Source organism: Eikenella sp. Marseille-P7795 (genome assembly GCF_916618725.1).
Classification (GTDB): domain Bacteria; phylum Pseudomonadota; class Gammaproteobacteria; order Burkholderiales; family Neisseriaceae; genus Eikenella; species Eikenella longinqua.
This window is the reverse complement of the sequence record NZ_CAKAJZ010000004.1, coordinates 122,258-137,085: the sequence shown is the minus strand read 5'-3', so window position 1 is coordinate 137,085 and position 14,828 is coordinate 122,258. Positions and strand designations below refer to the sequence as shown.

Annotated in this window: 11 protein-coding genes; 10 read left to right on the top strand and 1 reads right to left on the bottom strand. The window is 57.8% G+C overall.

All coding sequences use genetic code 11. From position 1 onward, the window contains the following. Window positions 1-110: 110 nt before the first annotated feature. From nuoL to polA, 10 genes are all read left to right on the top strand, one after another. Complete coding sequence (nuoL, locus tag LG371_RS08045; protein WP_225748219.1) at window positions 111-2,120, top strand: NADH-quinone oxidoreductase subunit L; 2,010 nt, start codon at window positions 111-113, stop codon at window positions 2,118-2,120. Window positions 2,121-2,134: 14 nt separating this feature from the next. Then, on the top strand, window positions 2,135-2,446 hold the full coding sequence (locus LG371_RS08040; protein WP_067594057.1) for a chorismate mutase: 312 nt from the start codon (window positions 2,135-2,137) through the stop codon (window positions 2,444-2,446). A 51-nt stretch (window positions 2,447-2,497) separates the two neighbouring features. Beyond that, entirely contained in the window at window positions 2,498-2,818 is a 321-nt protein-coding gene (locus LG371_RS08035; protein WP_067594054.1) for a cupin, read from the top strand. A 66-nt stretch (window positions 2,819-2,884) separates the two neighbouring features. Further along, the gene (locus LG371_RS08030; RefSeq protein ID WP_067594051.1) at window positions 2,885-4,387 is read left to right on the top strand and encodes an NADH-quinone oxidoreductase subunit M; all 1,503 of its coding nucleotides are present in this window, start codon (window positions 2,885-2,887) and stop codon (window positions 4,385-4,387) included. Window positions 4,388-4,396: 9 nt separating this feature from the next. Next, complete coding sequence (gene nuoN / locus LG371_RS08025) at window positions 4,397-5,839, top strand: NADH-quinone oxidoreductase subunit NuoN (protein ID WP_225748218.1); 1,443 nt, start codon at window positions 4,397-4,399, stop codon at window positions 5,837-5,839. 26 nt (window positions 5,840-5,865) lie between these two features. Then, window positions 5,866-6,165 (top strand): DUF2818 family protein, encoded by a 300-nt coding sequence (locus LG371_RS08020; protein WP_067594046.1) that lies wholly within the window; start codon window positions 5,866-5,868, stop codon window positions 6,163-6,165. Between the two features lie 178 nt (window positions 6,166-6,343). Further along, the gene (gene miaB, locus LG371_RS08015) at window positions 6,344-7,669 is read left to right on the top strand and encodes a tRNA (N6-isopentenyl adenosine(37)-C2)-methylthiotransferase MiaB (RefSeq protein WP_067594043.1); all 1,326 of its coding nucleotides are present in this window, start codon (window positions 6,344-6,346) and stop codon (window positions 7,667-7,669) included. Window positions 7,670-7,702: 33 nt separating this feature from the next. Next, a complete protein-coding gene (locus LG371_RS08010) occupies window positions 7,703-8,212 on the top strand; it encodes a hypothetical protein (protein ID WP_225748217.1) in 510 nt (169 codons plus the stop codon). A 124-nt stretch (window positions 8,213-8,336) separates the two neighbouring features. Beyond that, window positions 8,337-9,674, top strand: a complete 1,338-nt coding sequence (locus LG371_RS08005) for an NCS2 family permease (RefSeq protein WP_067594037.1) — start codon at window positions 8,337-8,339, stop codon at window positions 9,672-9,674. Window positions 9,675-9,830: 156 nt separating this feature from the next. Further along, window positions 9,831-12,617: a DNA polymerase I gene (gene polA / locus LG371_RS08000; protein ID WP_225748216.1), complete on the top strand. Its 2,787-nt coding sequence runs from the start codon at window positions 9,831-9,833 to the stop codon at window positions 12,615-12,617. 244 nt (window positions 12,618-12,861) lie between these two features. On the opposite strand, the gene LG371_RS07995 is transcribed toward polA, so the two are convergent. Beyond that, window positions 12,862-14,772 (bottom strand): bifunctional chorismate-binding protein/class IV aminotransferase, encoded by a 1,911-nt coding sequence (locus LG371_RS07995; RefSeq protein ID WP_225748215.1) that lies wholly within the window; start codon window positions 14,770-14,772, stop codon window positions 12,862-12,864. Window positions 14,773-14,828 lie beyond the last annotated feature (56 nt).

Here is a 14,828-nt window from a genome sequence, read left to right as displayed (position 1 = left end):
ACCTGAAAACGCACCGCTGTTTTTCAGGTAGCCTCATGCGGCAGCCGTAAAGGCTACCTGAAAAATATGCCGCACACATAACAAGATTGATCCGCAAGGATGGCAACACTATGACAGACATGACTTTATACCTCATCATCGCCCTCACGCCATTGGCCGGCTGCCTGCTGGCCGGGCTGTTCGGCAACACCATCGGCCGCCGGGGCGCGCACACGGTTACCATACTCGGCGTGGCCGTGTCCGCCGTGCTGTCGGCCTATGTGCTGTGCGGATTTATCGACGGCAGCCGCGCCAAGTTCGATGAAAACGTCTATACCTGGCTGACCATGAACGGGTTGGATTTCTCAGTCGGCTTCCTGGTGGACAGCCTCACCGCGCTGATGATGGTGGTGGTCACTTCCGTCTCGCTGATGGTGCACATCTACACCATCGGCTATATGGCGGACGAAGAAGTCGGCTACCAACGCTTCTTCAGCTATATCTCATTGTTTACCTTCAGCATGTTGATGCTGATTATGTCCAACAACTTCATCCAGCTCTTTTTCGGCTGGGAAGCGGTCGGCTTGGTGTCATATCTGCTCATCGGCTTCTATTTCAAACGCGACAGCGCGATTTTCGCCAACTTGAAAGCCTTTTTGGTGAACCGCGTGGGCGACTTCGGCTTCGTGCTCGGCATCGGCCTCGTGCTGGCCTATTTCGGCGGCAGCCTGCGCTATGCCGACGTGTTCGCCTATCTGCCCAACGTGGTCGGCAGCACCCTGTTCGGCTGGGATTTGATCACCATCACCTGCCTGTTGCTGTTTGTCGGCGCGATGGGCAAATCCGCGCAGTTCCCGCTGCATGTGTGGCTGCCCGATTCCATGGAAGGCCCGACCCCGATTTCTGCGCTGATTCACGCCGCCACCATGGTTACCGCCGGCCTGTTTATGGTGTCGCGTATGTCGCCGATGTATGAATTGTCCACCACCGCGTTGAGCGTGATTATGGTGATTGGCGCGATTACCGCGCTGTTTATGGGCTTCCTCGGCACGATTCAGAATGACATCAAGCGCGTAGTGGCTTATTCCACCCTGTCGCAGCTCGGCTATATGACTGTGGCCTTGGGCGTGTCCGCCTATTCCGTGGCCATGTTCCATGTGATGACCCACGCCTTCTTCAAAGCCCTGCTGTTCTTGGCGGCGGGCAGCGTGATCATCGGCATGCACCACGACCAGGACATGCGCAATATGGGCGGCCTGCGCAAATACATGCCGATTACCTGGTTCACCATGCTGCTGGGCAACCTCGCCCTCATCGGCACGCCGCTGTTCTCCGGTTTCTATTCCAAAGATTCGATTATCGAAGCGGTGCACGCCAGCAACCTGCCCGGCAGCGGTTTTGCCTATTTCGCCGTGCTGGCCAGCGTGTTCGTTACCGCGTTTTACGCCTTCCGCCAATACTTTATCGTTTTCCACGGCAAAGAACGCTGGCGCGAGGCCAAGCATGACCATCACGACGACCACGGCTACCACCACGGCCTGAAGCCGTCCGACAACCCGCACGAAAGCCCGTGGGTGGTTACCCTGCCGCTGGTTTTGCTGGCGATTCCGTCCGTGATGATTGGCTACATCGCCATCGAGCCGATGCTGTACGGCGATTTCTTCAAAGACGTGATTTATGTCAATCACGAGCTGCACCCCGTGATGCATATCATGAAGGAAGAGTTCCACGGCGCAATGGGCATGGTGTCGCACAGCCTGCACACGCCCGTGCTGTATCTGGCCGTCGGCGGTGTATTGGCCGCGTGGTTCCTGTATGTGAAAGCGCCGCAGCTGCCTGCCAAAATCGCGCAGACCTTCCGCCCGGTGTATGTGCTGTTTGAAAACAAATACTACCTCGACAACATCTACTTCGCCGTGTTTGCCAAAGGCACGCGTGCGCTGGGCAGCTTCTTCTGGAAAGCCGTCGATACCGCCATCATCGACAACGGCTTGGTAAACGGCGCGGCCAAACTGGTCGGCGCAGTGGCCGGGCAGGTGCGCCGCGTGCAAACCGGCTTTATCTACACCTACGCCGCCGCCATGGTGTCCGGCGTGCTGGTGCTGATTGTGGTGTTTTTCTGGCAGCTTTGGTTCAGATAAAGGCTACCTGAAAAATGAATGCCGATAGCTTGCCCGATACCTTGGCCGAAGTGCGGCAGGCGATTGACGCGTTGGACAGTCGGCTGATTGATTTGCTGGCACAACGACAACGGTTGGTCGCGCAGGCAGGCCGTCTGAAACCCAAGCACGACGCGCAGGCCGTGGCCGCGCCCGATCGGGTGGCGCAGGTGTTGGCAGCGAGGCGCGAACAGGCTGCGGCAGCGGGCTTGTCGCCCGATGTGGCAGAAGCCGTGTGGCAGGCCATGATTGCCGCCTTTATCCGTTTCGATCAGGAAGTGAACCGTTCAGATGGAACAAGTCATTAAGGCTACCTGAAAACTGAAAAGGCCGTCTGAAAACACCACACAGAGGAAAAAATGAGCGCAACCGACATCATCCGCGCCGCCGAATTCACCGCCGACAGGGCATGGGGCGCGCGCAGCATCGCCAATCTGAACGGCACCACCGTGCGCCTGCACTGGACCGACCAGCCATACCAATGGCATGTGAACGACGGCGAGGAAGTGTTTGCCGTGATGAGCGGCGAAGTCGATATGCACTACCGCGAAAACGGCGAAGAGCGCGTGGCTCGGCTGCGCGGCGGCGACATCTTCTATGCCGGAGTCGGCGCGGAACACGTCGCCCACCCGCGCGGCGAAGCGCGCATTTTGGTCATCGAAAAAGAGGGCAGCGTTTAGAGGCCGTCTGAAAACGGCAAACGCAGAACAACAACGACTTATTTATTCATACCGCAGGTTATAACTATGTTTTCCAACCACCTTCTCAGCTTGGCAAGCTGGCTGCCGATAGCCGCCGGACTATTGGTGCTGGCCACCGGCTGCGACCGCCGTGCCCCCTTGGCGCGGATATTGGCCTTGGTCGGCGCGGCGGCGGGTTTCGCCGTAACGCTGCCGCTGTTTACGCAGTTCGACCGCTTGAGCGGCGGCTACCAGTTCAACGAGTTCTATTCGTGGATTCCCGCGCTCAACATCAACTACGCGCTGGGCGTGGACGGCATTTCCGTGTTGTTTGTGATTTTGAACGCCTTTATCACGCTGATGGTGGTGATTGCGGGCTGGGAAGTGATTCAGAAAAAGGTGGCGCAGTATATGGCGGCCTTCCTGATTATGTCCGGTCTGATTAACGGCGCGTTTGCCGCCCGCGATGCCATGCTGTTCTACATTTTCTTTGAAGGCATGCTGATTCCGCTGTATCTGATTATCGGCGTGTGGGGCGGGCCGCGCCGCGTGTATGCTTCGGTGAAGCTCTTCCTCTACACGCTGATGGGCTCGCTGCTGATGCTGGTGGCCTTGGTGTATTTGTCGTTCCAGACCGGCGGCAGCTTTGCGATTGACGATTTCCAAAACATCAAACAAATTCCGCTGCTTACCCAGCAGATTCTGTTTGCCGCCTTCTTCCTGTCGTTTGCGGTGAAAGTGCCGATGTTTCCGGTGCACACTTGGCTGCCCGATGCGCACGTGGAAGCACCCACCGGCGGTTCGATGGTGCTGGCGGCGATTACACTGAAGCTCGGTGCATACGGCTTCCTGCGCTTCATCCTGCCGATTCTGCCCGACGCATCGCGCTATTTCGCGCCCGCCATCATCGTGCTCAGCCTGATTGCGGTGATTTATATCGGCATGGTGGCACTGGTGCAAACCGATATGAAAAAACTGGTGGCGTATTCTTCCATCAGCCACATGGGTTTCGTTACCTTGGGCATGTTCCTGTTTACCAATCAGACGGAATTGCAGCCGTGGGCGTTGAAAGGCGCGATTATGCAGATGATTTCGCACGGTTTCGTGTCTGCCGCCATGTTCTTCTGCATCGGCGTGATGTACGACCGCCTGCACAGCCGCAATATTGCCGACTACGGCGGCGTGGTAACGGTGATGCCGAAATTTGCCGCCTTCATGATGCTGTTTGCCATGGCCAACGCCGGCCTGCCCGCCACATCGGGCTTCGTGGGCGAATTTATGGTGATTATGGGCGCGGTGAACTACAACCTGATTGTGGGCGCGCTGGCGGCGCTGACGCTGATTTTGGGCGCAGCCTACACGCTGTGGATGTATAAGCGCGTGATTTTCGGCGCGGTGACCAACCCGCATGTGGCCGAAATGAAAGACATCGGCCGCCGCGAATTTGCTGTGCTGGCCATCCTGGCCGCCGCCGTGCTGGGCATGGGCCTGTGGCCGGAGCCGTTTATCGCCGTGGTGCACCAGGCGGCCAACGATTTGATCGCGCATGTGGCGCAAAGCAAGATTTGAGGTGTGTGAATGAACTGGACTGATTTGAACTTAATCCCCGCCATGCCCGAAATCGTGCTGCTCGCGGCATTGTGCGCGGTGCTGCTGGTGGATTTGTGGCTGCCGGACGAAAAGCGCGGCATCACGGCCTGTCTGGCTTCTTTGGCTGTGTTGGCGGCGGCGGTTTTTCAGGTAGCCTTATGGCCGGGCGAGCCGGTGGAAACCTTCAGCCGCATGTTTGTGCTTGACGGTTTGTCTTATGTGGGCAAGCTGGCGGTGTATGCGCTGGTGTTGGTGCTGTTTGCGCTGTCGCCGGGCTACCTGAAAACGCGCCAGATTTATAAAGGCGAGTTTTACACGCTCACGCTGTTTGCACTGCTGGGCATGTGCGTGATGATGAGCGCCAACCATTTCCTCACGCTGTATATCGGCTTGGAAATCCTGTCGCTGTCGCTGTATGCGCTGATTGCGCTGCGCCGTGACGACGTGCGCGCCAGCGAGGCGGCCTTGAAATATTTCGTGCTCGGCGCGCTGGCTTCCGGCTTGCTGCTCTACGGCATTTCCATGATCTACGGCGCCACCGGCTCGCTGCTGCTGCCCGATGTGCTGGCGGCGGGGCTCACGCAGATGGCCAATCCGTGGCTGCTGAAGCTGGGCTTGGTGTTTGTGGTGGTGGCCATTGCGTTCAAGCTGGGCGCGGTGCCGTTCCATATGTGGGTGCCGGATGTGTATCACGGCTCGAGCACGGCGGTGACCGCGTTGGTGGGCACGGCGCCGAAAATCGCGGCCACGGTGTTTGCCTTCCGCATTTTGGTTACCGGCCTGGGCGGGCTGCACGCCGACTGGGTGCCGATGCTGAATATTCTGGCGGTGGCTTCGCTGCTGGTGGGCAATCTGGCGGCGGTGATGCAGGCCAATATCAAGCGCATGCTGGCGTATTCTACTGTGTCGCACATGGGTTTCGTGCTGCTGGCGTTTATGGGCGGCCTGCACGGCTTCAGTGCGGCGTTGTACTACGCGCTGGTGTATGCGCTGATGGCGATGGCGGGCTTCGGCGTGTTGATGCTGCTGTCGCGTGAGGGGCACGATTGCGAGGAAATCGCCGATTTGGCCGGCCTGAACCAACGCCATTCCTGGTATGCCTTCCTGATGCTGCTGGTGATGTTCAGTATGGCGGGCATTCCGCCGCTGGCGGGCTTTTATGCCAAGCTTTCCGTGATTCGGGCGCTGCTGGGGCAGGGCTTTGTGTGGCAGGCGGTGTTTGCGGTGGTGATGTCGCTGATTGGCGCGTTCTACTATCTGCGCGTGGTGAAGGTGATGTATATGGATGAGGCCGTGGAAACGGCGCCGCTGTCGATGGCGGCAGCCAGCCGGGTGGCCTTGTCGGTGTGCGCGCTGGGGCTGCTGCTGTTTGGCCTGATGCCGAGCACGCTGATGGACTGGTGCGTGTATGCGCTGGGCAAGGTGTTGTGATTTAACCAAACAATCGGAGTAGGGCGATGACTGCCGCGATGTATCTGCTGCTGTTGGTGGCGTTGGTGTGTGCCAACCTGCCGTTTGTGAGCGTGCGCTGGTTCGGCATCAAAAGGCTACCTGAAAAACGGTTTGCCCACCATTTGCCGGAGCTGCTGGCCGGGTTTGCCTTTGTGGCGCTGTTGGCCTATCTGCTGGAAGCACAGGGCGGCAGCGTACATCGCCAGCATTGGCAGTTTTATGTGGCGGTGGCGTGCCTGTATCTGGTGTTTGCCTTCCCCGGCTTTGTGCTACGCTATTTCTGGCGCGGCCGCAACCGAGAATAGCCCGCCTGCTTGCGTTGAGGCTACCTGAAAAACCCTTTTCAGGTAGCCTCAGATTTTGAGTGGTAGCATTTTGTTATTGATTTGATTTTATCTTTTCACGCTGCGGCGCACTGCGTATAATGCCGCCTTCGCATAATAATCAGCCCCGCGATTACGGGCTACCTGAAAGCACCAAACCATGAAAAAAGTCTATATCCGCACCTTCGGCTGCCAAATGAACGAATACGACAGCGACAAAATGCTCGCCGTCCTTGCCGAAGAACACGGCGGCATCGAGCAGGTTTCCGAACCCGATAACGCCGACATCATCCTGTTCAACACCTGCTCCGTGCGAGAAAAAGCGCAGGAAAAAGTATTCTCCGACCTCGGCCGCATCAAACCCCTCAAACAGAAAAACCCCAACCTCATCATCGGCGTGGCCGGCTGCGTCGCCTCACAGGAAGGTGAAGCCATCATCGAGCGTGCGCCTTATGTCGATGTCGTCTTCGGCCCGCAAACCCTGCACCGCCTGCCGCAGATGATTGTGGACAAAGAAACCAGCGGCCACTCCCAAGTGGACATCTCCTTCCCCGAAATCGAAAAGTTCGACCACCTGCCCCCCGCCCGCGTGGACGGCGGCAGCGCGTTTGTTTCCATTATGGAAGGCTGCTCCAAATATTGCAGCTTCTGCGTTGTGCCTTATACGCGCGGCGAAGAATTCTCCCGACCGCTGAACGACGTGCTGACCGAAATCGCCGGCTTGGCGCAACAGGGCGTGAAAGAAATCAACCTGTTGGGGCAGAACGTGAATGCCTATCGCGGCGAAATGGACAACGGCGAAATCTGCGACTTTGCCACCCTGCTGCGCATCGTCCACGAAATCCCCGGCATCGAGCGTATGCGCTTCACCACCAGCCACCCGCGCGAGTTTACCGACGCCATCATCGAATGCTACCGCGACCTGCCCAAGCTGGTGTCGCACCTGCACCTGCCGATTCAGAGCGGTTCAGACCGCGTATTGAGCGCGATGAAACGCGGCTACACCGCCTTGGAATACAAATCCATCATCCGCAAACTGCGCGCCATCCGCCCCGACTTGTGCCTGAGCAGCGACTTCATCGTCGGCTTCCCCGGCGAAACCGAGCGCGAGTTCGAACAGACGCTGAAACTGGTGAAAGACATCGCCTTCGATTTGAGCTTTGTCTTTATTTACAGCCCGCGCCCCGGCACGCCCGCCGCCAACCTGCCCGACGACACCCCGCACGCCGAAAAAGTGCGCCGCCTCGAAGCCCTGAACGAAGTCATCGAAGCCGAAACCGCCCGCATCAACCAAACCATGCTCGGCACGGTGCAACGCTGTCTGGTGGAAGGCATCTCCAAAAAAGACCCCGACCAGCTCCAAGCCCGCACCGCCAACAACCGCGTGGTGAACTTCACCGGCGACGTGTCGCTCATCAACCAGATGGTGGACATTGAAATCACCGAAGCCTTCACCTTCAGCCTGCGCGGCGAGCTGGTGGAATAGGGCAGAGGCTACCTGAAAAATAATGGAGCAATAATGAAAGCGATAATGGCGGCGCCATTCTTGGGATGCTTGTTTATGCCGGCCTATGCGGAGAATAGCGAACGGCTGAACCGGATGGAGTTTACCCGGCAAGCGCAGATTGTTGCCCAATATTTGGCTAATCAAACATCTAACCTAGTAGCAGATCAGTTTCTTGCCATGACGCCGGAACAGCAGCGTGAGTTCGATCGCCGGCTTGCAGACAAGCAGCAAACCGCACGCTGGGAAAGCGAATTACGCGGGCAAGTGATGCGGCAGTTTACAGGCTATATCGCGCAGTGCTATGTGGAAAATAAAGCAGATTTATGCACTTATCGTGATATTGCTGGGCAGGGCATCATGCGAAAAGTGTTGGGACAGGCAAACGACCGCCAACAGTTGATACCGTTGCACCAGCAAACGCAATCTTGGATCGCGCGTAATCCCAGCCAGGCTGCCGAAGCCTGGCAGATAACTGAGTGGATCGCACGATTGGCCGCGCTTTCCGGTAGTAAAGGCCAATGACGCAGATAATTTTCAGGTAGCCTTCCACAGGCAAACTCTGAAAGGCTACTGAAAACCCCGTTTCCCAACCCAACCAAGCATTACCCGAAAAACCCTTATCCCAACCCAACCCCCGAAAAACATCATGCAATCCTTCTTCAACCGCTATTTCAAACTTTCCGAAAACAACACCACCATTCGCACCGAGCTGATGGCGGGGCTCACCACCTTCCTCACCATGTGCTACATCATCGTGGTAAACCCGCACACGCTCTCGCTCTCCGGCATGGATTTCGGAGCCGTGTTTGTGGCCACCTGCATTTCGGCGGCCATCGGCTGCTTCATCATGGGCATGCTGGCCAACTACCCGATTGCGCTGGCGCCGGGCATGGGCCTGAACGCCTATTTCACCTTCAGCGTGGTCAAGGGCATGGGCGTGCCGTGGCAGGTGGCGCTGGCGGCGGTGTTTGTTTCTGGCATCATCTTCATTTTGTTCAGCTTTATGAAGGTGCGCGAAATGCTGGTAAACGCGCTGCCGATGAGCCTGAAGATGGCGATTGCGGCGGGCATCGGCCTGTTTTTGGCGCTGATTGCGCTCAAAGGCTCGGGTGTGATTGTGGGCAACGAGGCTACGCTGGTGCACATGGGCGAGTTCCGCCTGCCGGTGGAAGGGCAGCCGGGCGCGTATGCGCCAAACTGGCCTATGCTGCTGGCGATGCTGGGCTTTTTCGTGATCGTCACGCTGGATTACTACCGCGTGCGCGGCGCCATCATCCTCGGTATCATGGGCATCACCCTGCTGTCTATCCCGCTGGGGCTCACCCGTTTCGACAAAGTGGTGTCTGCCATTCCGAGCATTGCGCCCACCTTTATGCAGATGGATTTCAAAGACCTGTTTTCAGGTAGCCTGATTGCAGTGATTTTCGTGTTTTTCCTGGTGGATTTGTTCGACAGCACCGGCACGCTGGTGGGCGTGGCGCACCGTGCCGGCCTGCTGGAAAACGGCCGCCTGCCGCGCCTGAAAAAAGCGCTGTTTGCCGATTCTGTGGCCATCGTGGCCGGCGCGGCGCTGGGCACTTCTTCCACCACGCCTTATGTGGAAAGCGCTTCCGGCGTGGCGGCGGGCGGCCGCACCGGGCTCACCGCCGTAACCGTGGGCGTGCTGATGCTGGCCTGCCTGTGGTTTTCTCCGCTGGCGCAGGCCGTGCCCGCCTTCGCCACCGCGCCCGCGCTCTTGTATATCGGCGTGCAGATGATGCGCTCGGCCACCGAAATCGATTGGCACGACATGACCGAGGCCGCACCCGCCTTCCTCACCATCGTGTTTATGCCCTTCTCCTATTCCATCGCCGACGGTATCGCCATGGGCTTCATCAGCTATGCCGTGGTGAAACTGTGCTGTGGCCGCCAGCGCGACGTGCCGCCGATGGTATGGGGCGTGGCCGTGCTGTGGGCGTTGAAATTCTGGTTCTTGGGCGCGTAGTGCTGCTGCCTGTGGGCGTGGAAAAGGCTACCTGAAAACTATGCCGGCCCTTCCCGCCCACTCCCCTAAAGGCTACCTGAAAACCGTTTGCTTTGTTTTCAGGTAGCCTCTTCTTTATAATCCCGCTGTTTCCCTTTCACTCAAACGGTTATCCCCATGAGCAAAACCCTCCTCCTCGTTGACGGCTCTTCCTATCTCTACCGCGCCTATCACGCGATGGCGCAACTGACCGCGCCCGACGGTGCGCCGACGGGTGCGCTTTACGGCGTGTTGAACATGCTGCGGCGGCTGCGGGCGGATTATGTGCACGATTATTGCGCGGTGGTGTTTGATGCGAAGGGCAAAAATTTCCGCCACGAGATGTTCCCCGACTACAAGGCGACGCGCCCGCCGATGCCGGACGATTTGCGCCCGCAGGCGGAAGCCTTGCCGGATTTGGTGCGGTTGATGGGTTGGCCGGTTCTGGTGATTCCTCAAGTCGAAGCGGACGACGTAATCGGCACGCTGGCGAAACAGGGGGCGGAACATGGTTTTCAAGTCATTGTTTCGACGGGCGATAAGGATATGGCGCAATTGGTAAACGAACGTGTTACGCTGGTGAACACGATGAGCGGAGAAACGCTGGATATTGAAGGCGTGAAGGCGAAATTCGGCGTGCACCCCGACCAAATCCGCGATTATCTCGCGCTGATGGGCGACAAGGTCGATAACGTGCCGGGCGTGGAAAAATGCGGCCCGAAAACCGCTGTCAAATGGCTGGAAGCCTACGGCTCGCTGGCTGGAGTAATGGAACACGCTGCGGAAATCAAGGGCAAAGTGGGCGAAAACCTGCAAGCCGCTCTGCCCCAACTGCCGCTGTCGTATGATTTGGTTACGATTAAAACCGATGTGGATTTGCACGCCGAGCTTTTAGACGGCATCGAAAACCTGCGCCGCACGTCGCCGAAATGGGCGCAGCTTGCAGTCGATTTCAAACGCTGGGGCTTCCGCACTTGGCTGAAAGAAGCGGAAAGCCGTATGCACGAAGCGGCGGACGGCGATTTGTTCGGCAGCGATACGATAGGCGAACAGGCAGCGTTGGACATGGAAACGTCGTCTGAAAAAATCATAGAACATGCCCCCGCCCCCGAAAAACTGGATTATCAAGCCGTTACCACCGAAATCCAATTTGCTGCTTTGTTGGACAAACTGGCGCAGGCGGAAAAAATCGGCATTGATACGGAAACCACATCCCTAGACGCGATGAACGCCTCGCTGGTCGGCATCAGCATCGCATTCCAAGCAGGCGAAGCGGTTTACATCCCCGTAGGCCACAGCCTGACCGCCGCACCCGAACAGCTTGATTTACAAGACGTATTAGGTCGTCTGAAACCGCATTTGGGAAACCCCGCCCTGAAAAAAATCGGGCAAAACCTCAAATACGACCAACACGTTTTCGCCAACTACGGCATCGCCCTGAACGGCATTGCCGGCGACGCCATGCTCGCTTCCTACATCATCGAGAGCCATCTCGGACACGGCTTGGACGAATTGTCCGAACGCTGGCTGGGCTTGGAAACCATTACCTACAAATCATTGTGCGGCAAAGGCGCGAAAGCCATTTCCTTTTCCGACGTTTCCTTAGAACAAGCCACCGAATACGCCGCCCAAGACGCCGATTTCGCCCTTCGCCTCGAAGCGCACCTGCGCGCGCAAATGGACACCAAACAGCTTGAAATGTATGAAAAAATGGAGCTGCCCGTCGCGCAGGTATTGTTTGAAATGGAACGCAACGGCGTGCAAATCGACCGCGCCGAACTCGCCCGCCAAAGCGCGGAACTCGGCACCGAGCTGATGAAGCTCGAACAAGAAGCCTACGCCGCCGCAGGCCAGCCGTTCAACCTCAACTCGCCCAAACAGCTTCAAGAAATCCTGTTCGACAAAATGGGCATCCCCACCAAAGGCCTGAAAAAAACCGCCAAAGGCGGCATTTCCACCAACGAAGCCGTGCTCGAACAGCTCGCGCCCGACTACCCCCTGCCCAAAATCATCCTGCAAAACCGCAGCCTGGCAAAACTCAAATCCACCTACACCGACAAACTGCCCGAAATGATTTCCCCGCGCGACCACCGCGTGCATACCACCTACGCCCAAGCCGTCGCCATTACAGGACGCTTGGCAAGCAACAACCCCAACCTGCAAAACATCCCCATCCGCACCGCCGAAGGCAGAAAAGTCCGCCGCGCCTTCACCGCACCGCAAGGCAGCGTCATCGTATCCGCCGACTATTCCCAAATCGAGCTGCGCATCATGGCGCATTTAAGCGGCGACAAAACCCTCATCGCAGCCTTCCAAAACGGCGAAGACGTACACCGCCGCACCGCCGCCGAAGTATTCGGCATCGCCCCCGAAAACGTCTCGACCGAACAACGCCGCTACGCCAAAACCATCAACTTCGGGCTGATTTACGGCATGGGACAATACGGCCTCGCCAAATCGCTGGGCATAGACAACCTGTCCGCCAAAACCTTTATCGACCGATACTTCGCCCGCTACCCAGGCGTCGCCGAATACATGCAGCGCACCAAAGAACAAGCCGCCGCCCAAGGCTATGTCGAAACCCTGTTCGGCAGAAGGCTCTACCTGCCCGACATCCGCAACAAAAACGCCGTTGCCCGCGCCGGAGCCGAACGCGCCGCCATCAACGCCCCCATGCAAGGCACCGCCTCCGACCTCATCAAACGAGCCATGATAGACGTGTCCCGCTGGCTGGTTTCAGACGACCTGAAGAGCAAACTGATTATGCAGGTGCATGACGAACTGGTTCTGGAAGTACCCGAAGCCGAACTGGATTTGGTGAAAGAAAAACTGCCGCAGATTATGGCGAAAGTCGATGGCGGATTATTGGATGTACCGCTGGTGGCGGAAGTGGGCGCGGGGGAGAATTGGGAAGAGGCGCATTGAATTTGAGAAAACTAAGCTTGGATCTAAATCTAACCAAATCTTAGCTGTTCTTATGTTTCTCGGATTTGCAAGCCAGGGATTTTCTTGCCGTAACCATTTTTCAGGTAGCCTGCCATGCCATCGAGGTTACCTGAAAGCGTTAGCTTCAACGAAGTTAAAATGAACGAAGTCAGTTTCTGCGAAGCTAAAAATACGCTGCCCAAACAAATAGCCTGAAACCCCAATCCGGTTTCAGGCTGTTCCGTTATCTTGCCAAGCTCACTGCAAACACGCCCCTCAAGGCATTGGAGAGGCGGATTGCTTCGGCGTGTTCCAGCATTTGCCGTGTGATGTGCGTTTCGATGACGGCGTCCGCGCCCAAGTAGGTTTGCGGCTGCTGCAACACGGCTTGGCGCATGACGCCGTTGAGGATGTCCAGATCCAGAGACGGGGTAAGCCATTGCCCTTGGTATTTGACGAACACGTTGCTTCTGCCACCTTCGAGCAGGATGCCGTCCGAATTGAAAAACAGGCTGTCGAACGCGCCTTGTATTTCGGCGGTTTGCCACGCCTGGTCGTACAGGGCGCGGCGGGTGGTTTTGAAGCGGCGCAGGTAGTCGCGGCGCGGGAGGGGTTGCGGGGCGGGGATGACGCGCTGCGGGACGGGCAGTTCGGCAACGGGGGCGTGGCTGATGGCGAGGTCGTCTGAAAAGAGTTCGGCTTTCAGGCGGAACGTGCCGTCGGGCAGTTTGGCGATGTATTCTCGGATTCGGGTTTCGCCATCGTCGGGCAGAGGCAGGTTGAGGGCTTGGGCGGATGTTTTCAGACGACCCAGATGCAGGTCGAGCAGGCGGCATTGCCTGTTTTCCACGCGCATGGTTTCAAAGATGCCGAAGGCGGGGCGCAATTCGTTGAGAAAACGGGCTTTCCAGCCGCATTCGCGATATTCGGCGGCGGGGTCGCTGTCGATGACGATGCCGGAACCGACGCCGTATATGCCTTGATATAGTGGATTAACTTTAAACCGGTACGGCGTTGCCTCGCCTTGCCGTACTGTCTGCGGCTTCGTCGCCTTGTCCTGATTTAAATTTAATCCGCTATCTAGGTCGTCTGAAAATGGAAGGTCGTCTGAAATCAGGTCTGAAACGGGTTTGAGCAACAAGGTGCGGATGACGACGTTGAATATGCCTTCAAACCCCAGCCCGCCCGCGCAGGGTTTCAGGTAGCCGATACTGCCGGTGTACAGTCCGCGCGGTTCGGCTTCGAGCGATTCGATAATCTGCATGCTCATGCGCTTGGGCGCGCCGGTGATGCTGCCGCAGGGGAAAGCAGCGCGGAGGATGTCGGCGAAGGAGGTGTCGGGCAGGGCTTGGGCTTGGATGGTGCTGGTCATCTGCCAGACGCTGCCGAAACGCGACACTTTAAACGGCTCGGGCACGCATACTTTGCCGGTTTGGGCGATTTTGCCGAGGTCGTTGCGCAGCAAATCGACAATCATCACGTTTTCGGCGCGGTTTTTCGGGTCGGCTTGCAACTCGGCGGCGCGGCTCTCGTCTTGCCCGTCGCCTAGAATCGGCGCAGTGCCTTTCATCGGCTCGGTGCTGATGGTGCCGTCCGAACCGATTTTGAGGAAGAGTTCGGGCGAGAAACACAGCGTCCACGCGGATTTTCCTGCCGCATCGGGCAGGTGGGACAAGACGGCATAGGGGACGGGCTGGCGCAGGCGGCGGTAGAGGCTGACGGGATTGCCGTAGGCTTGCAGGTGCAGGCGGGTGGTGTAGTTGATTTGATAGGTGTCGCCGCGCCGGATGGCTTCGTGGATTTGGCGGATGTGGTCGAGGTAATCGGCTTCGGATACGGAGGATTGCGGCGTGGAAATGCCGGCGGGGAGGTCGTCTGAATTTTGGTCAAGCCAGCTTTCGGCAGTGGTGTCGGCGCAGTCGGCAAACCAATGCAGGGCAAGATTGCCGCCGCGTTCGGACTCGACGCCCATCAGCGGCAGCCCGAATCCGTAGTCTGCAAACAACACCGAATGCAGCCCTTTTTGCCAGCCCTTTTGCAGCGCATCGTCCAGCGAATCGAGTTCGTTATGATGGAAAAAACGGCTTTCCACATGATTTTGATAGAGTTTTGCGCGGCCGCTCACGGCATCGTCAAACAGGGCGAAATAGGGCATGGCTTCGGGTGGGAAAATGCAAACGGGCGGATTATACGCGCTTTGCAGGCGGCATT